18 protein-coding genes are annotated in these 18,218 nt (G+C 29.7%); 1 reads left to right on the top strand and 17 read right to left on the bottom strand.

Annotated features, from left to right (window positions below; all coding sequences use genetic code 11):
- Window positions 1-6: 6 nt before the first annotated feature.
- Genes Q0O83_RS02020 through Q0O83_RS02005 form a run of 4 tightly spaced genes read right to left on the bottom strand, consistent with a single transcriptional unit; the run spans window position 7 to window position 4,941 of the window.
- Complete coding sequence (locus tag Q0O83_RS02020) at window positions 7-1,077, bottom strand: hypothetical protein (protein ID WP_294093679.1); 1,071 nt, start codon at window positions 1,075-1,077, stop codon at window positions 7-9.
- A gap of 23 nt (window positions 1,078-1,100) precedes the next feature.
- A complete protein-coding gene (locus tag Q0O83_RS02015; protein WP_294093677.1) occupies window positions 1,101-1,925 on the bottom strand; it encodes a nitrilase-related carbon-nitrogen hydrolase in 825 nt (274 codons plus the stop codon).
- 17 nt (window positions 1,926-1,942) lie between these two features.
- Window positions 1,943-2,626: a 2-C-methyl-D-erythritol 4-phosphate cytidylyltransferase gene (gene ispD, locus Q0O83_RS02010; RefSeq protein WP_294093675.1), complete on the bottom strand. Its 684-nt coding sequence runs from the start codon at window positions 2,624-2,626 to the stop codon at window positions 1,943-1,945.
- Window positions 2,602-4,941: an endonuclease MutS2 gene (locus Q0O83_RS02005; protein WP_294093673.1), complete on the bottom strand. Its 2,340-nt coding sequence runs from the start codon at window positions 4,939-4,941 to the stop codon at window positions 2,602-2,604. Before Q0O83_RS02005 ends, ispD begins: the two co-directional genes overlap by 25 nt.
- A gap of 158 nt (window positions 4,942-5,099) precedes the next feature.
- Between Q0O83_RS02005 and rpmB the strand changes: the two genes are divergently transcribed.
- Complete coding sequence (gene rpmB / locus Q0O83_RS02000; protein WP_294093671.1) at window positions 5,100-5,357, top strand: 50S ribosomal protein L28; 258 nt, start codon at window positions 5,100-5,102, stop codon at window positions 5,355-5,357.
- A 138-nt stretch (window positions 5,358-5,495) separates the two neighbouring features.
- Here rpmB and rpsR read toward each other — a convergent pair whose 3' ends face one another.
- The 13 genes from rpsR to Q0O83_RS01935 all read right to left on the bottom strand — a co-directional run bounded on the left by rpsR (window position 5,496) and on the right by Q0O83_RS01935 (window position 18,136).
- Complete coding sequence (rpsR, locus tag Q0O83_RS01995; protein ID WP_023051045.1) at window positions 5,496-5,714, bottom strand: 30S ribosomal protein S18; 219 nt, start codon at window positions 5,712-5,714, stop codon at window positions 5,496-5,498.
- 45 nt (window positions 5,715-5,759) lie between these two features.
- Window positions 5,760-6,044, bottom strand: coding sequence for a 30S ribosomal protein S6 (rpsF, locus tag Q0O83_RS01990; RefSeq protein ID WP_294093669.1), 285 nt, complete (start codon window positions 6,042-6,044; stop codon window positions 5,760-5,762).
- A 115-nt stretch (window positions 6,045-6,159) separates the two neighbouring features.
- Window positions 6,160-7,224, bottom strand: a complete 1,065-nt coding sequence (gene ftsZ, locus Q0O83_RS01985) for a cell division protein FtsZ (RefSeq protein ID WP_294093666.1) — start codon at window positions 7,222-7,224, stop codon at window positions 6,160-6,162.
- A gap of 17 nt (window positions 7,225-7,241) precedes the next feature.
- The gene (ftsA, locus tag Q0O83_RS01980) at window positions 7,242-8,549 is read right to left on the bottom strand and encodes a cell division protein FtsA (RefSeq protein ID WP_294093664.1); all 1,308 of its coding nucleotides are present in this window, start codon (window positions 8,547-8,549) and stop codon (window positions 7,242-7,244) included.
- On the bottom strand, window positions 8,539-9,237 hold the full coding sequence (locus Q0O83_RS01975; RefSeq protein ID WP_294093662.1) for a cell division protein FtsQ/DivIB: 699 nt from the start codon (window positions 9,235-9,237) through the stop codon (window positions 8,539-8,541). Before Q0O83_RS01975 ends, ftsA begins: the two co-directional genes overlap by 11 nt.
- Window positions 9,238-9,270: 33 nt before the next feature.
- Window positions 9,271-10,131: a D-alanine--D-alanine ligase gene (locus tag Q0O83_RS01970; protein ID WP_294093660.1), complete on the bottom strand. Its 861-nt coding sequence runs from the start codon at window positions 10,129-10,131 to the stop codon at window positions 9,271-9,273.
- A 10-nt stretch (window positions 10,132-10,141) separates the two neighbouring features.
- Window positions 10,142-10,984: a UDP-N-acetylmuramate dehydrogenase gene (gene murB, locus Q0O83_RS01965; protein WP_294093658.1), complete on the bottom strand. Its 843-nt coding sequence runs from the start codon at window positions 10,982-10,984 to the stop codon at window positions 10,142-10,144.
- On the bottom strand, window positions 10,984-12,321 hold the full coding sequence (murC, locus tag Q0O83_RS01960; protein WP_294093656.1) for a UDP-N-acetylmuramate--L-alanine ligase: 1,338 nt from the start codon (window positions 12,319-12,321) through the stop codon (window positions 10,984-10,986). Before murC ends, murB begins: the two co-directional genes overlap by 1 nt.
- Window positions 12,322-13,398 (bottom strand): undecaprenyldiphospho-muramoylpentapeptide beta-N-acetylglucosaminyltransferase, encoded by a 1,077-nt coding sequence (gene murG / locus Q0O83_RS01955; protein WP_294093654.1) that lies wholly within the window; start codon window positions 13,396-13,398, stop codon window positions 12,322-12,324.
- A 9-nt stretch (window positions 13,399-13,407) separates the two neighbouring features.
- Window positions 13,408-14,721 (bottom strand): UDP-N-acetylmuramoyl-L-alanine--D-glutamate ligase, encoded by a 1,314-nt coding sequence (murD, locus tag Q0O83_RS01950; RefSeq protein WP_294093652.1) that lies wholly within the window; start codon window positions 14,719-14,721, stop codon window positions 13,408-13,410.
- A gap of 58 nt (window positions 14,722-14,779) precedes the next feature.
- A complete protein-coding gene (mraY, locus tag Q0O83_RS01945) occupies window positions 14,780-15,868 on the bottom strand; it encodes a phospho-N-acetylmuramoyl-pentapeptide-transferase (RefSeq protein ID WP_294093650.1) in 1,089 nt (362 codons plus the stop codon).
- 17 nt (window positions 15,869-15,885) lie between these two features.
- A complete protein-coding gene (gene murF / locus Q0O83_RS01940; protein ID WP_294093648.1) occupies window positions 15,886-17,202 on the bottom strand; it encodes a UDP-N-acetylmuramoyl-tripeptide--D-alanyl-D-alanine ligase in 1,317 nt (438 codons plus the stop codon).
- 43 nt (window positions 17,203-17,245) lie between these two features.
- Window positions 17,246-18,136 (bottom strand): YegS/Rv2252/BmrU family lipid kinase, encoded by an 891-nt coding sequence (locus tag Q0O83_RS01935; RefSeq protein ID WP_294093647.1) that lies wholly within the window; start codon window positions 18,134-18,136, stop codon window positions 17,246-17,248.
- Window positions 18,137-18,218: the final 82 nt, after the last annotated feature.

The raw sequence follows: 18,218 nt of genomic DNA, 5'->3' as shown, positions 1-18,218 counted from the left end.
TACCTCCTATTTAATCGCCTTTAATAGATTTAATGTTATCTCTTCATCTAAGGTTGTTGTAATCTCTAATCTATTATCTGTTGCTACTCCTTTTAACTCAATGTGACCAATATTTTTATTCTTTATCTCTATATCTAAATGACTATAAATAAATTGTTTTTGAGCTACATCTACAGTTACAAGATTTTCCTTTGGTAATTTTTCTAATCTTTCATCATCTTTAGGAGTATTTATATTTACTCTTGAAGCTATGCCATCTATAAAGCTATTTCTAAAGAAATAGTTTAAAAAGAATAAAAACGACCTTAACTCAGCATCTCTAGAACTTCTTAGATATAATCTATTTTTTTCAAGAACTCTACTTCCAGATAAATTATCCTTTTCAATACCATTAAAACTTTTTATTATATCGTTTTTACCACCGATATTTGCTGTTAATATAGCTTGATTTTTTAAATTTACATCTCCAGTTAAAACAAGTTCATCAAATCCTCCCAGTGGATTTTTTCCAAGATTTAAAATTAACATACCTAAGTTATTACTATTTTCTCTATCTAAAATTTTAATTAAATTTTGATTAAAATATCTCTCACTTTTGACTGCTTTTTCTATATCTTTTTCTCTTGTTGCAACTAAGAAATTTCCTTTTTCTATTTTTAAATAAAGTCTCTCTCCATTAAAATATTTTTTCTTATACTCCTCTTTCAAGAGATACATATCATTCACTTTATCAAAATATGTTTCCACTCTAAATTTCATTAGTGGATATAAATATCCAAAATCAACTATTCCAACAGCTGTTTTTTTATCTGATATAAAACTACTATCTGACAATATATAAAGACCCTTTACATATTTTAATCCCTGTTTCATGTTGGTATCAACATTAAAATCAGCTTTATTTAAAAGCTCTATAACATTCTCGAAATTTTTATGGTTTATGTCTTCGTTAACATAAGCTAAATTTATTCTATCGCTTAGATAAACTCTTGGATTTTCTTTTGTAGCATAAAAAACTCCAGCTAAAATAGATAGTCCACAAAAAACACTTAACACTACCTTTAAAGTTTTATTCATCGGTACTCCTTTTTTCAATAAATTTATCTACTTTTTTTTATTCTTCTTAACTCATTTAGTACTAAATCTATCTTTTCATTTTTACTCGATCCCGATGCAAATCTAACTTTTGCTACTTCTCTTTTATTTATTGATATATTAGCTCCATCCTCATTAAAATATTCCAATCTTTTTATTGTGTCACCTGATGGACTTACAGCTAAACTTCCTCCCCAGAAGCTAACTCCATCCTCTACTCCCACTCTATTTACCATAACTGTAAAACACGTATTGCTTACAGATGTAGTTTTACAAATCGATTCCCATAGCTCTCCAATTTCTAAGCCTTTATTTGTAAATCTTGTTGGACTGTTAGTTATAACAAAGATTGTATGTGCTCCATCTTGTCCTAACACATATGAGCTACTTTGATGGAATACATCTTCACAAATCAACATTCCTACTCTTCCAAACTTCGTATCGAAAGCTCTTATAGTATCTCCATCTTTAAAATATCTTCCCTCATCAAAAAGACCGTAAGTTGGTAGATAAACCTTTCTATGCTTATGCTTTACCTCTCCATCTTCTAAGTAAAATGCTGTATTATAGTGATATAAATCTTCACCTAATTCAACGGCTCCAAATATTATAGATATTTTTTTAGAAAGTTCCATTAATATTTCTGGTACTTTTTCAATGGCTACATCGTACACCATCTCTTCTAGTAAATATCCCGTTAAAGATAACTCTGGAAATACAACTATCTCTGTTCCTTTATCTATCTCCTTTTGAATTACCTCTACCATTTTACCTAAATTTTTCTCTGTGTTTCCCAACATTGGCTTTGTTTGAGCTAAAAATATGTTCATCTATCTCTCCTTATCATTTAAAGAAATTTTAAATCTTCTATAGTTGTAATTTTTATATTGTCATAATCTCCCACAACAACTTTTATCTCTACGCCTATTCTCTCTACTAAAGAGGAATCATCCGTTCCTAAGAACTCATCCTCTCTAGCTTTTCTATAAGCCTCTTTCAATATTGTAGCTCTGAAAACTTGCGGTGTATGAACAGCTATATACTCCTCTCTCCTAGGAGTTTCTATAACTGTACCACTTTTATCAACTCTTTTTATAGTATCTTTTAGTGGTACTCCCACAACTACTCCTGCTAAATTGCTGTTTTCATTTAACATTTGAAGGCTCTCAGAAAAATATCTTTCTTTCAGAAACGGTCTCACACCATCCTGTACAGCTATTATACTATTATCTTCACAATATTCCAACGCATTTTCTATAGAATATTGTCTTTCTTCTCCGCCTGAAATAACTTTTTTAATTTTTGAAACTTTGTATCTTTCACAAACTTCAGTTACAAACTTTACTGATTCCTCAGCTGTAACAACTACTATATCTTTTATAAGATCGCTTTTTTGAGCAACCTCTAAAGCTAAAACGAAAAGTGGTTTACCATCTACCTCTAAAAATTGTTTTGGATAACCCAGATTCATCCTTTTTCCAACTCCTGCAGCTGCAAGAATTAAAGTTATTTTAGAGTCACCACTGTACATCCTATTCCTCCCTCGTTATGTCCTCCAGCTCTGAAGTTTTTAACGTATCTCGATGTTTTTAAGAACTCCATAATTCCATTTCTTAAAGCTCCTGTTCCTTTTCCATGAATTACATATATCTCTGTATATCCATTCATTAAAGCTCTATCCATATAAGTTTCTAACTCATAAATTCCCTCATCAACAAGTTTACCTCTTAAATCCACTTCATTTTTAACCTTAGTTTTTGTATGAGCGTTTATTGGTCTATACTCTTTCTTTTTCGGTTCAACAACAGTTTTTACATCATCCATAGATACTTCTAATTTTAAAATACCTGCTTGGATATTTAAAGTTTCCTTATTTAAATTGATTTTGTTTACAACTGCATATTGGTTTAAACTATTTACGAAGACTCTCTCTCCAACTTTATAATCTATTTTTCTTGCAACTTTTGGTTTAACTTCAACATTTTCAGTTTTTTCCTCTTGTAAAGATGTTCTAAGCATATTTAATTTCTTTTGAACCTCTTTCATATCCTCTTTTGTTTTATCTTCCTTTTGAATCTTACTTACTAAAGCAGCAGCTTTATTCTGCATATCTCTCATCATCGCTTCCGCTTTTTCATAAGCTTCTTTTAGAATTTGATTTTTTTCTTTTTCTAAGACTCTTAATTTTTCCTCATATTCCTCTTTATCTTTTTGAGCTTGAGCTTTTAAAGCCTCTACCTCTATCTGCTTCGATTCTAACTCTAATGATTTATCTTTAATATTCGAAATCATCTTTTCTACTTTTTTATCCTCATCACTGATATAACTCTTTGCCTTCTCAATTATAACTTCAGATACTCCTAGTCTTCTTGCAATAGTAAGTGCATTACTTTCTCCAGGAACACCTATTAATAATTTATAAGTTGGTGATAAAGTTTCAACATTGAACTCCATTGAAGCTGTTTCTATATCAATCTCATTGTATCCATAAGCTTTAACCTCACTATAGTGAGTTGTTATCATAGATTTACATTTTTTATCTTTTAAATAGTCTATTACAGCCATTGCAAAAGCTGATCCTTCCATCGGATCTGTTCCTGATCCTAACTCATCTAGTAAAACTAATGAAGCTTTTGTCACAGAGTTTAATATCTCTTGAATATTTTTTAAATGAGCTGAGAATGATGACAACGATTGCTCAATACTTTGCTCATCCCCTATATCTGCATAAACTCCTCCAAAGAAACCTATACTTGTCTTTTCATCTGCAGGAATTGGAACTCCTGCTAAAGTCATTAAAGTCAGTAGTCCTGCTGTTTTTAAAGCAACAGTTTTTCCACCTGTATTTGGTCCTGTTATTAAAAGAGTGTTGTACTCTCTTCCAATTTCAAATGTTAAAGGTACAACTACATTTGAGTTGATAAATGGATGTCTTGCATTCACTAAAGAAACCATCTCTTTATTGTTTATATCTGGAATATTACATTTTTTTTCTACTCCATATTGAGATTTTGCATTTAATATATCTAAATACATCATTGCATTTCCTATTTCATTTATAACTGAACTATTTAATCTCACTTGATCTGTCAGTCTTAAAAGAATTTTTCTAATCTCTTCTCTCTCTCTAACTTCTAACTCTCTCATTTTATTATTTAACGATACAATCGATATAGGCTCTATAAAGACAGTTGATCCACTAGATGATCTATCGTGCTCAATACCTTTAACAAGCCCTTTAAAATCAGTTTTAACAGGTATTACGCTTCTTCCATCTCTTGTTGTTATAATCTTCTCTTGAATAGCTTTTGCAAAACTTGGATTTGTAAATAACTCTTCAAATTTTCTTTTGATATTAGTTACCGTATTCTTCTTCTGGAATCTTAATTCTCTTAAATCAAGTGAAGCATCATCTTTTATATTTCTTTCTGGATCGATAGCTTTATTGATAAGATCTTCAAAATTCTTTAAAGTTGGAACCGATATAAATTTCCCTCTAAGACTTTTGTATTTCTCTAAGGTTTCTAATCTACCCTTAAATATTCTAAAAATTCTTAAATTTATGTTTAAAGACCAAAGATCATCTGGTTCTAAGTACATTCCTACTAATTGAGATTTTCTAGTTATATTGCTAACATCTTTCATACCAGCTGGTTCAAATCCACCATCAAACTTTAAAAAATCCATAAAATCGTTAACTATTTCTAGTTCTTTTTTTAAAGAGTTCATATCTTTAAATGGTTCTAACTCTAAAATTCTTTCTTGATTTTCTTCAACAGTTACATATTGAGACAGTTCTTCTCTTAGTTTATTAAATTCTAATACTTTATAGCTATGATTATTCATCTTCATATCACCTTTTCTATATATATTTTACCTAGTTATTATAGCATATTTACTACTTTTTATAAACTATTCCAAATAATTTAAAAAATACCTTGATATTTTGTTTCGATAATGGTATAATTATTTGCATGTTTATAACGAAAGAGAGGTGTAATAGAATGCAAAGATGTGAAATTACTGGAAAAGGAATTACTTTCGGAAATCAAATTTCTCACTCGCACAGAGTAACAGGAAGAATTTGGAGACCTAACTTACAAACAACTAAAGTTGTTATCAACGGTGTTGCTGTTAAAGTTAAAGTTTGTACTAAAACTTTAAAATCTTTAAAGGCTGCTAACGAAGTTGAAGTTATGCAAATCCTTAAAGCAAATGCTAATACTCTAAGTGCTAGACTTAGAAAAATATTAAGCAAATAATGCTTATAAAAAAAGACAGCTTTAAACAAAAAAGCCTGTCTTTTTTTTATTTTTTGACTAACAAAACAATTATGACTACTCAGTAAATGAGTTACAAAAAAGAAAAAGAGACTGAAGATAACTTCAGTCTCATTATTTTTACTTCTCTACTCTTGTGTATGGAATAAGAGCGATGTTTCTAGCTCTCTTAACAGCCTTAGCTATCTTTCTTTGTAACTTAGCGTTAGCTCCAGTTACTCTAGAAGGATTGATTCTACCTTTATCAGATACGAATCTCTTTAATAAATCAACATTTTTGTAATCGATTTCTTCAGCTTTAACTCTTAATTTAGCTCTTCTTCTTCTGAATTCTGCCATTCTAATAACCTCCTTATTTGAGAATAAACGTTTTCTTTAGTTTGATTAGTCGTTCTTAACTACCATGTATCTCATAACTTCTTCAGTTATGTTAAGCTTTGACTCAACCTCAGTTAACTTAGTACCGTCCATCTCTAAAGTAGTTAGTACGTAGAATCCTGTTTTCTTCTTATCGATTGGATAAGCAAGCTTTCTCTCTCCCCACTTATCAGACTTAAGAACAGTTGCTCCAGCAGCAGTTAAGATGTTGTTAACTTTAGCTATTACAGTTTCTCTTCCTTCCTCTAATATAGTTGGATTGATGATGAACATTAATTCATACTTTTTCATGTTATTACCTCCTCCCTATGGTTTTAGCCCAAAATACGTATTGATTCTGAGCAGGGTATTATTAATAGTATCATAACTTTTAAAGTTTTACAAGCTTTTTTTATGACTATTAATATTATCTACTAGCTCTTATCCAAGGTGGAAGATCTAGCTCATCTCTAACCTCGGCAGTTTCTTCTACCTTTGGTGTTTCTGCTTTTTTTTCTACATTTATAAATGATTCTGTTTTTTCTTGCTCATCACCAAAACTATTAGCAATGATTGTAACTTGAATTTTATCTCCATAAGTTTCATCTGCAGTAATACCAAACATAATATCTTCCGCTGTTTTTCCTGCTGCTTCTTTCACTATGTTAGCAATAGCTTGGGCTTCCATAAGTCCTAAGTTTGATGATCCTGCAATGTTGATTAAAACTTTGCTTGCTCCCATAATTGACTTTTCTAAAAGAGGTGATGATAAAGCTTTTTCAGTAGCTTTAGCAACTCTATTTTCTCCCTCTCCCTCTCCAAATCCTAATACTGCTACCCCTGAATTTTGCATAGTAGCTTTAATATCTGCAAAGTCTAAGTTTATAAGACCTCTACCTATCATTAAATCAGCAATACCTTTTATTCCTATCTTTAAGATATTATTTGCTTCTTTAAAAGCGTTTTGTAAAGTTATTGTTTTTTCTGGTAATTCAAATAGTTTATCATTAGGAATAATAACTAATGAATCTACATGTTTCTCTAAGTTTGATAAACCTAAATCAGCATTAGTTTTTCTTTTTCTTCCTTCGAAAGAGAACGGTCTTGTAACTATACCTATAGTTAAAACACCCATCTCTTTTGCTATTTTAGCAATAACTGGTGCTGAACCTGTTCCTGTTCCTCCACCCATTCCTGCTGTTATAAATAACATATCTGTTTCTTCTAATAAGTTTCTTAACTTTTCTACATCCTCTTCTGCTGCTTGCTTTCCTACTTCAGGATCTGCTCCAGCTCCTAGACCTCTTGTTAATTTTTCTCCCAATTGAACTCTTATATCTGCTAAAGAGTTATTTAAATCTTGAGCATCTGTATTTGCCGCGATATATTCTACACCAGTTACTCCAGCTGCAATCATATCATTTAAGGCATTTCCTCCAGCTCCTCCAGCTCCAATTACTTTTATCTTTACTTCACATTCGTTATTAAACATATTCATACAACTCCTTATTATATAAAGTTAGAAATCCATTTTTTAATTTTATTTAAAGCACCATCTGTTGCTACTTCCTCTTCGAAATCTTCCTCAAAATCCTCTTGTCTAAAGACTGTTTCATTTATTGGAAGCTCTGCTGAAGTCTCTTCTATCTTTTCCTCTACCACAATCTCTTTTTCTAAGGTTTCAATTATTGTTTCATTCCTCTTTTTAAATTCTGCCTCTAATTTTGTTAACAAAATTCCTATAGCTGTTGACATAGATGGATTTACTTTCTCCAGTCCTCTAAGTGGGAATGGATTTACTTTTCTAACAGCACACTCCATTTTATTTCCAACTTTACTAAATATCTCATCTATTGAAACTGCCCCACCTGTAAACGCTAATCCTTTTCCTAAATACCCATTAAATCCAGACTCCTCAATTGTCTTTGAAATAAAGTTTATTAAATCTCCAGTTCTAGCATCTATTATCTCTTTTACTTCAGCTAATTTATATTCACCATTATACGTTCTTATTACATCATCAAACGATTGCTTTTCTCTTAGCCTTTCGAGAATCTCCTTAGCTTCTTTTTTAGGAATTTTAAGAAGATAACTTAAATCATTTACAAAATGCATTCCACCTATTGATAATGATTTCGTATAAATAATTTTATCATTCTTATAGATTGCTATATCCGTTACTCCCTCTCCTATATCAATTAAAGCAACTCCCATTTGTCTATCCTCTTGCTCTAATGTTGATTTTGCTGAAGCTGATGCGTTTAAAAATATATCTTCTATTTCTAATCCCGCTTTATTGACAGCTTCTACTAAAGGGTCTAAAGCCTCTTCTTTTATCGTTATTAAGTGAACATCTCCTTGAATACTTTTCCCAACTTGTCCTATTGGACTTTTTAATATACCTGAGCTGTTTACTCTAACATTGTATGCCTCTTGCTCTATAACAATATCATCATCTTTCAGTATATTGTTTTTTACTAACTCCACCAAGTTGTTCATATCTTGAGCTGTAATCTCTTTCTCATCAAACTCAATACATCCATGATCTGTTCTTGATATAATTCTATCACTGCTAATTCCTAAAGAAACTGTTTCAAACTCTCTTCCATTTCTGTCCTTTAGCTCTTTTAATCCTTTAACTATACTAGCAGTTAATAGTTCTGAATCTTCTACAACAGATCTCTTTATTCCCTCGCTAGGCACCTCTAAATAATCTAATACTCTTAACTTTAATCCTTCTGTACTTAACTCTCCTAAAATAAACTTTATTTTTCCATTTCCTACATCTAAAGCTAACTTTGTAATATTATCTTGCACCTTTCCCCTCCTTCTCTTTTACTACTATATCGTTAAATCTTATATCTATATAATCTATCTCTTTCTCTCTTGTTTCTACGATATTTTTATATAGATTCATCATTATTTCATATTTTTTTTTAGATACATCTACTCCAGTTTTTATTCTAGCTCCATCTCTTAAAACTACATACATCAGATTTTTATCTTCAACATAAATCTGGGAAACCTCATCTTTTAAATCTAGTTGTTTTAATTTTTGCATTATTTGCAAAAGGTTTTCTTTTTCAGAACTTTCTTTAATCATAAGAATTGGCATACTTTTTTTAGGATATTCATCTAGTCTTCCAAAAATTGTTCCATCTTCATCCATCGTATATATCTTAGATTTGTGCTGAACATAATAACTGCTCTCTTTTTCAACAACATCTATCATTATTTCATTCAGATTCTGTTTAGATATACTTACTTTTTTAACTCGTACATCTTTTAGCAGTTTTGTTTGTAATCCATCTAAATTTAAATCATTAATGTTTTTTCCTAAAATTTCATTTTTTATTTTCTCTAAATCTGACTCTAAGTTTTCTGAAACTTCACTAATTTGAACTTTTGAAATATTAAAAAATTCTCTATTTTTAAAATCTTTTTCTATTTGAATTATAATGAAAGTTAGTGCCAATATTATAGCAATTTTAAGTATTTTTTTCAAGAATCTCTCCCTGTTATTTCTTATATTTTATAGTTAACAGCTTTCAACAATAATCCTTGTCAAATCATCAAAAGTATAACCCTTTAATGATGCTAACTTTGGAGCTAAACTTGTTTCTGTCATTCCAGGACATGTATTAACTTCTAAGAAGTATGTTTTCCCATCTTTTAGTATAAAATCACTTCTTGTAATTCCTTTTAACCCTAACTTTTCATGAATTATTCTTGCTGCTTCAACTGCCTCCTCATAAGCTTTATCATCTATTTGAGCAGGACACTCATACTCTGTTTTACCAACTGTGTATTTTGATTCATAATCATATAACCCTGATTTTGGTTTTATTCTTACAACTCCCAATTTTTCACCGTTTAAAACTCCAGCTGTTAACTCATCACCTTTTATAAACTCCTCTATTAGAGGTTCTTTATCTTTTAAAAGTTCAAAAGCTTCTATCGCCTCTTCTTTTGTGTTACAGATATATAATCCAACACTCGACCCCTCTTTAGCTGGTTTTATTACTACCGGATAACTATCTACTTCGTCTACTGTATAATAAGTTTTTGCCATTCTGATTCCTAAATCTTTAGCAATTATTTTTGTTAAAATTTTATTCATTGCTACAGCACTCCCTGTAACTCCAGAACCCGTGTATTTTTTTCCTAACATATCTAAAATAGCCTGAACTCTTCCGTCTTCTCCATATTCTCCATGAAGTGCTAAGTAAACTAAATCATACTCATTATCTGTAAATGCAGACACAAGATTTTCTTCAGTTAAATCTATTTTATATGCGTCATATCCCTGTCTTAATAAGCTATTTAATACTGCAGCTCCACTTCTTAAAGAAACCTCTCTCTCAGATGTAATTCCGCCCATAACAACTGCTATTTTCATGCTACTCCTCCTAGTCTCTTACAATTATTATCTCTTCTTCTAATTGTATTCCTGTCTTTTCTTTTACTCCACACTTCACTTTTTCGATTATATCTAAAATATCTGAAAACTTAGCTTCCCCTTTATTTACTATAAAATTAGGATGAACCATTGAAACTTGAGCTCCGCCTATAATCTCTCCTTGAAGTCCTGATTCTATTATTAATCTTGCAGAAAAATGCCCCTCTGGATTTTTGAATGTACTTCCTAAATTTGGTTCGTTTAGTGGATGATTTTCACTTCTTTTTATTTTATATCTATCCACAACTTCTGATAAATATCCAATATCAAATTTAAATGTAGCACTAATTACAACCCATTTCTTCTCTTTTATTTCAGTAATTCTATAAGAGAACTTTAAATTTTCTTTAGATATTTTTCTTATCTCATTATTTTCATCTACAATCTCTACAGATATTATCTTATCAAATATCTCTGTTCCGTGAGCTCCACCATTCATAAATACCAATCCACCAACAGTTCCTGGTATTCCAGCTAAATTTTCTAAACCAGAATAGTTTTTCTCTCCCATATAATCTATTAAGTCAGAAAAATCTAATCCAGCACCAACTTCAACAACTCCATCTCCTTTATCATCGATATAATCTATATCTTTAAGAGAGATAAATGTTGTCTCTAATACACCATCATTTATCAAAGTATTTGTTCCATTTCCTAAAATGAATACTTTCTCCTTTGTTTTTAAAATATCTACTAATTCATCTTTATTTTCAATCTCTATATATTCTTTAGCAACTCCACCTATTTTCATATTAGAGTGCTCTTTCATCACATGATTTTTATGTAATCTCATTATCTAATTCTCCCTATATTTTCTGCAATAGTATGAGCTAAACTCGATATATTTCCAGCTCCCATAAATAAAAACGTCGCTGATTCACTTTCACTTTCAACAATCTTTTCAATCTCTTCATTCTTTTCTACTATTGTACAATGTTTATGACCTATTTTTTCTTTTAGTTTCTCTAAAGTTACTCCAAACTCATTTTTCTCTCCAGCACTAAATACAGGCATAAGTATCACTTCATCAACACCTTCAAAACTTCCCTTGAATTCATTTAAAAGGAAATTCACACGGCTGTATCTATGTGGTTGGAATATTGCTACTGTTTTATTTTTCTCTATAGTCTTAGCTCCTTGAATCGTAGCTTTTATCTCTGTTGGATGATGTGCATAGTCATCAATTATTCTTATCTTATCACTATGAAGTATATCATATCTTCTTTTAGCACCTTTAAAGTTTAATAACTTTTGAGCTATTCTCTCTTTTGAAATTCCATATTTTTTAGCTAAATATATAACTGGTAAAGCATTTTGAATATTATGATTTCCTGGAATTGATAACTCAAACTCCCCAAACTCATCTCCTTCAATTGACACTTTAAATTTCGTTTTGAAATTTTCAACTCTTATATCTGTTGCTATTATATCCGACTCTTTCTTATATATACTATATGTTTTTATATTTTTTCTATCTTTTGCTAGCTCTAAAGCTTCTGGACAGTCATCGCAAACTAAAATCTCTCCACTTGTCTGATCCATAAACTGTCTAAATGATTTTTTTATATTTTCTAAACATCCATGATTTTCTAAGTGATCTGCTTCTATGTTTGTTATTATCGAAATTTCTGGTGTTAAATATAAAAATGAGTTATCACTCTCATCTGCTTCAGCTATAAAAACATCTGTCTTTCCAAATCTAGAATTTGATCCAATCTCTGGCAGAATCCCTCCCACAACAATTGTTGGATCTATATCTAAAAGTAAAGAACCTAACATAGAACTTGTAGTTGTTTTTCCGTGAGTTCCTGCTACTGCTATTCCTTTTTCTTTATTCATTAAAATAGATAAAAGTTCTCCTCTTTTTATTATCTTTATTCCTAATTCAAGAGCTTTCTTTATCTCTGAGTTTTCAGATTTTATTGCACTTGAAGCTACAACTAAATCTGCTCCTATTACATTTTCTGCTAAATGCTCTCCAAATACCTTTATCCCCAAACTTTCTAGCTCTTCTGTTACATAGTTTCTAGAAAGATCTGCTCCTACAACATCATAACCTTTTAATTTCATTATCTTAGCTAAACCACTCATACCAATTCCATTTATTCCAATAAAGTATATTCTCTCCATCTAACTCCTCCATATATCTAAGCATTCAACGATTTTTTCTGCTGCATTACTTTTCTTTAAATTTTTTGCTTTTCTACTCATTTTATTTAACTCTTCATCGTTTTTTATAAGCTCTAAAGCTTTCTCAATAGCTTCATCAGCTTTGCTATCACTATATAAAAGAGCCGCTTCGTTTTCATCTAAAATCTTAGCATTTTGATATTGCCCAACTTTTATTGAGTTATAAGGTATCAATATCGAAGGTTTTTCCAATTGAATTATTTCAGAAACAGTCAGTGCTCCTGCTCTACAAACTACTAAATCTGCTGCTGCCATAATATTTATCATATTATTAAAATATGGCTTTATTATGTCACTAACTTTTATTTGTTGATCTTCTAGCTTTTCGTTTATCTCATTAAAGTTTTTATCTCCTGTTGCCCAGTAAATTCTGATACTCTTATCTTTATATATATCTTTTAAGTTTTTTATAACTGCTTCGTTTAACGATTTTGCACCTAAACTTCCACCAGTTATAAGTAATACTTTCTCATCTTTTCCTATTTTTAGTCTTTCTCTTTCACACTCTTTATCCATTGCATATATATCTTCTCTCAATGGATTTCCCGTAACTAAAAACTTATGTTGATCTTTTACCGATATATCTTCATACGTTGTATCAAAAGCTAAAAAACATGTTTTAGCAATTTTATAAAATATTTTATTTGCCAATCCTAAATCCACATTTTGCTCTTGTAAATATATTTTTTTTCCTAAAATTAGCCCTGCTAATAAAACTGGAATTGAGATATAATTTCCAAACCCTATTATAATCTCTGGATTTTCTTTTTTTACAATTTTAAAAGCTTGTAAAAAAGCTTTTAAATTTAAATGAATTTTTTTGAAATTTTGAAATGGATATATGTCTATCCCTAAAAATTTAAATCCCTCTTCTGGAACTAAATCTTTTTCCATTCTTGTTGAACTTCCTACAAATAGAACATCCATTCCTTTATCTAAAAGTTTTTTTCCAACAGCTAAAGCTGGATAGATATGTCCGCCAGTTCCACCTGTAGTTATAATTATCTTTTTTGCCATAAATTTCTCCTAACTAAAATAACTTTTTGTTAACTCTTTGAAAATCTTTCCTCTCTCTTCAAAGTTTTTAAACTGATCAAAACTTGAAGTTGCAGGTGAGAACAATACAACACTCTCTTTATCTTTATCCAATCTAGATTTCAATTTTTTTAAAACATCTTCTAAATTTTTTAAATTAAATATTTTTTCTTCAGGATACTCTAATTTTTTTAATCCCTCTTGAAGCTTATCTGAAATATCTCCGATCAAATACACCTCTTTTACTCTACTATTAATTAAGTTTTCTAAAGGACTTAAATCTAATTTTTTATCATATCCACCACATATTAGAATTGGATTTTGAAATGCTTCAACTGCAAATTTTGTTGAATCAATATTTGTTCCTTTCGAATCATTTATAAATTCAACTTTTCCATACTTAAAAAAGTTTTCCATTCTATGTTCTAATGTTTTTGTTGAATATAAAAAATCTCTTATAGTTTCTGTTGAAATCCCTAACTTTTTCCCTACACAAACTATAAACAACATATTTTCTAAATTATGTTTTCCTTTTAATGAAGCTAATTCAACTTCTAGAATCTCTTCATTTTCATAGAATATATATCCATTTTTAACATAGGCACTCTCTTTAAATTCTGTTTCATTCAAACCTACAAACTTTTTATGCCCAGAAATTTTATCTAATCTTTTTAAACTTTCCAGACATAAAGTATTTACTATAAAACAGTCGTTTTCCTTTTGATTTTTTCCTATATTAAACTTTGTGTCATAATAGTGATCTAAATCTCTATATCTAGCTAGATGATCTGGAGCTAGATTTACAATTAAAGCTATATCAGCTTTAAACTCTTTAATATTTTCCAATTGATAAGAGCTCGCTTCTAAAACATAGAAATCTAAGTCTGGATTTTCACTTATCGTCTCACTAAAAGAGTATCCTATATTTCCACAAACCTTACTTTTAAATCCAGATTTTTCTAAAAGCTCTGAAATTTTAGACGTAACTGTTGTTTTTCCATTTGTTCCTGTTATTGCTATTATTTTTCCAGAGATTTTATTTTTCATTTTATATCTATAACCTAGTTCAATATCATCTATCACTTCTATATTTAACTCAAGAGCTTTTTTTATTAAATCTGTATAGGGAACTCCTGGACTTTTTATAAAAAGACTTATCTTTTCATTCTCTAAGATTTCAATCCCTTTTTCTGAAGTTATTGATATTTTATCATCTACTAAATACACTTCATATCCCATTTTTTCTAAAGTACTTTTTGAGCCTTTTCCACTTACACCAGCTCCAAAAACTATAGCTTTCTCCATCCTAAAGCCTCCTTATTTTTAAACGACAAAAACCACAGTGATTTTCACTGTGGCCTTATTATAGTATTCCTCTTAATCTAACTATTCCTAAAGCAAGCATTCCTAAAAATAAAGCAGCAATCCAAAATCTCATTGTTACCTTTGTTTCTGGTAATCCAGCTAACTCAAAATGATGATGTATTGGAGCCATTCTGAAGACTCTTTTCCCTCTCATTTTAAAAGATCCAACTTGAAGGATAACCGATACCGCTTCTAAAACAAACACTCCACCTATTACAGGTAATAATAGTTCTTGTTTTAAAAGAATTGCAACTACTCCTAGTATTCCTCCTAAAGTAAGAGAACCTGTATCTCCCATAAATATCTGAGCTGGATAGAAATTATACCATAAAAATCCTAATCCGGCACCTATCAAAGCTGATAGAAATACTGAGAGCTCACCTATTCCTGCTATATAGTGTAAATTAAGGTGACTACTTAATTCTATATGACCTGTGAAATATGCTATTATTCCAAGTATTGTTGCTCCTATAACTACTGGCATTGTTGCCAATCCATCTAATCCATCGGTTATATTTACAGCATTTGATGTTCCCATTAAAACTAAAGCTATAAATATCAACATCAATCCTCCACCTAAATAAAGATTACTATTAGATATCATCGGATTTATTATTGATAAATCCAAAATTTTATTTCCTGTCAAACCAAACTCTTTTATAAAAATCCATGTTACAATAGCTATAAAGCATTGTCCCATTAATTTTTTCTTTCCAGATAACCCTTTTTTATTTACTGTAAATTTTTTATAATCATCTATAAATCCTATACTACTAAATAAAATTGTTACAATAAACATTAAAATCAAAAATTTATTAAACAAATCTCCTATTAAAAGTGATGTTAATAAAGTTCCGAATATTATTAAAATTCCACCCATTGTTGGAGTTCCTTTTTTAGAGAAATGACTTACCGGCCCCTCTTCTCTTATTGATTCTCCAAATTTTTTAACTTTTAAATACTGTATAAACGGTTTTCCTGTTATTAAAACAACTAAAAATGCTAATATAAATCCTAAAAAACTTCTTAAATATATTGATTTAAGCCCCTCTAAAACTGGAAAATACCCTGCCAACAAATATAGCATCCCTCTTACTCCTTTAATTACATAATTATTTCTTCTAACTTCATTCCTCTAGATCCTTTTAATAAAACCCCTATATTCTCCATATTTTGAATAAAATCTTTTATCTTCATTTTGTCATCAAAATATATTATTTTCGGATCATTTAATATTTTAGAAGCTTTTTTCATTCTTTCACCATACACTAAGATTTTATAGAATTTATATTTCAAAGCTTCAGTTAAAATCTCTTTATGGTACTCTATCTCTTTATCTCCTAGCTCAAGTGCATCTGCTAGTACGACAACTTTATCTCTTTCTAATGGTAAGGATGCAAAAGCTTTCAATGCCATCTTCATTGATACTGGACTCGCATTATATGCATCGTTTATATATAAAGTTTTATCCTTTACAATCTTTTGGAATCTCATTCCAGTTATCTCTATATCTTTTAACGACTCTTTTATCTCTAGATAGTCTATATTAAGAATCTTTCCTAAAACAATTCCGAAAGAGGCATTAATTGCATTATAAGCTCCATTTAAAGGAATGAAATAACTATCTTCATTCAAATTAAAACTAAGTCCTTCATAAGAATCTTTTTCATTATTGATAACATAGTCATTTTGATTTTCAAAACCTATTTTAATACCATCTACTGCTTTAAAATAAGGATCATCACCATACAACAATGTTCTTTCAGGTGAAACATATTTTAAAAGCTCTGTTTTGGCTTTAAAAACATTATCTCTATTTATTAAAAACTCTAAGTGGGAATCCCCTATATTCGTTATTACAGCATAGTCTGGTGCTGCTATTTGAGATAGTAACTCTATCTCTCCTAAACCACTCATTCCCATCTCTAAAACCGCTATCTCATCCTCTTCTTTAAGCTGAAGAATTGTATATGGAAGACCTATATGATTATTGTGATTACCTAGTGTTTTTTTCACTTTATAAGTTTTCGATAAAACTCCAAAAATCAAATCTTTTGTTGTTGTTTTACCTTCACTTCCTGTTATAGCAATAACTTTTAATTTTAATTTCTTTCTATATAATTTAGCTAAATGTTGCAAACTTTCAATACTGTTTTCAACTTTTATTACATTCGAAAAATTTAGTTCTTTTATATCTCTATCACAAATAACTATCTTTGCTCCTCTTTCTAAAGCTTCACCCACATAGTTATTACCATTATTTATAGCTATAAACAATGATCCTTTTGTTACTTTTTTACTATCCATTTGAACATCTGTTATAAATATATCTTTTGATAAGTTAAATTTGTGTTCTTGAAAATATGATATTAGAATTTCTGTAAATGCTTTCAATTTCACATCCCCTTTTTTAATTTTCATTCTAATATTTTACCATTTTTTTAGTACTCTTTTCAATTTTTTTTTAGCTTATTCCTAAAACTTTTAAGCCTTTATGAATACACTCTATCTCTACAGGCAGTTTCGGTCCTGTTTCTCCATCTATATCTGTTAAATAATTTTCAACACCTACAATTTTTAATGATTTTGTTTTAAAATATTTTACAGAATGAATCTCTTTTTCAAGATGTGTTTTAGTTGCTAAAGCAGCACTTATTTCTGGTACGTGACCTAAAAAATCTGGCTTTAAAACTAATACATCAAAATATCCATCATCTAGTTTAGCATTATATGCAAGTTCAAAATTACCTGCACTTTTTCCATTAAAAATTAAAATTGATATTATATCTGTTATAGCTGTATATTCATCACTTTCTAATATAACTTTCAACTTTTTAATTTTTGTCATCTCTTTTATGCCATTTAAAACATATGCTAATTTTCCTATTGTTTTTATCATACCTCTATCTGTTGTTTGAGAAATTGTTGAAAAAACTCCAACACTGACAATATTTATAAAATATTTTTCATTGATTCTTCCTAAATCTATACTTTTAGGTTCACTCGATAAAATTTTTCTACAAGCTTTCTCTATATCTCTTGGCATTCCAATTACATTAGCAAAATCATTTGCTGTTCCTGTAGGTAATACAGCAATTGGAATATCTACATTATTTCTTTTTAAAATATTTACAAAACTATTTATTGTTCCATCTCCACCTGAAATTAAAAAATGATCATAACTTTCTACATCTTCTAAAATACTCTCTCTTTTACAAGCTTTTGAAATTCTAAATATATCTACCACATATCCAAACTCTTGATAAACTGCAAAAATTTTATCTAACTCTTTTAAAATTTTCCCACCACCAGATATAGGATTATATATCAATTTAACTTTTTTTTGCTTCGACATATCACTTGTCCTCCAATATTTTTGGGTATAAAAAAAAGATTGGCAACTTCCTATCCTCCCAGGGGGCTGCCCCCCAAGTACT

The sequence above is a fragment of the uncultured Cetobacterium sp. genome (assembly GCF_945952365.1).
GTDB lineage: Bacteria > Fusobacteriota > Fusobacteriia > Fusobacteriales > Fusobacteriaceae > Cetobacterium_A.
The sequence above is the reverse complement of the archived record's forward strand: the minus strand, read 5'-3'. Positions and strand labels throughout refer to the sequence as shown.

Excerpts from the sequence above, each read along its gene's own strand:
- murG (WP_294093654.1), bottom strand. The coding sequence starts at position 13,398 with ATGGCAAAAAAGATAATTATAACTACAGGTGGAACTGGCGGACATATC.
- murB (WP_294093658.1), bottom strand. The coding sequence starts at position 10,984 with ATGAGATTACATAAAAATCATGTGATGAAAGAGCACTCTAATATGAAA.
- mraY (WP_294093650.1), bottom strand. The coding sequence starts at position 15,868 with ATGCTATATTTGTTGGCAGGGTATTTTCCAGTTTTAGAGGGGCTTAAA.
- murF (WP_294093648.1), bottom strand. The coding sequence starts at position 17,202 with ATGAAAATTAAAAAAGGGGATGTGAAATTGAAAGCATTTACAGAAATT.
- ispD (WP_294093675.1), bottom strand. The coding sequence starts at position 2,626 with ATGTACAGTGGTGACTCTAAAATAACTTTAATTCTTGCAGCTGCAGGA.
- ftsZ (WP_294093666.1), bottom strand. The coding sequence starts at position 7,224 with ATGTTTAATAACGAATGTGAAGTAAAGATAAAAGTAATTGGAGCTGGA.
- murC (WP_294093656.1), bottom strand. The coding sequence starts at position 12,321 with ATGGAGAGAATATACTTTATTGGAATAAATGGAATTGGTATGAGTGGT.
- Q0O83_RS02015 (WP_294093677.1), bottom strand. The coding sequence starts at position 1,925 with ATGAACATATTTTTAGCTCAAACAAAGCCAATGTTGGGAAACACAGAG.
- rpmB (WP_294093671.1), top strand. The coding sequence starts at position 5,100 with ATGCAAAGATGTGAAATTACTGGAAAAGGAATTACTTTCGGAAATCAA.
- Q0O83_RS02005 (WP_294093673.1), bottom strand. The coding sequence starts at position 4,941 with ATGAATAATCATAGCTATAAAGTATTAGAATTTAATAAACTAAGAGAA.
- Q0O83_RS02020 (WP_294093679.1), bottom strand. The coding sequence starts at position 1,077 with ATGAATAAAACTTTAAAGGTAGTGTTAAGTGTTTTTTGTGGACTATCT.
- Q0O83_RS01935 (WP_294093647.1), bottom strand. The coding sequence starts at position 18,136 with ATGTCGAAGCAAAAAAAAGTTAAATTGATATATAATCCTATATCTGGT.
- rpsR (WP_023051045.1), bottom strand. The coding sequence starts at position 5,714 with ATGGCAGAATTCAGAAGAAGAAGAGCTAAATTAAGAGTTAAAGCTGAA.
- murD (WP_294093652.1), bottom strand. The coding sequence starts at position 14,721 with ATGGAGAAAGCTATAGTTTTTGGAGCTGGTGTAAGTGGAAAAGGCTCA.
- Q0O83_RS01970 (WP_294093660.1), bottom strand. The coding sequence starts at position 10,131 with ATGAAAATAGCAGTTGTTATGGGCGGAATTACATCTGAGAGAGAGGTT.
- rpsF (WP_294093669.1), bottom strand. The coding sequence starts at position 6,044 with ATGAAAAAGTATGAATTAATGTTCATCATCAATCCAACTATATTAGAG.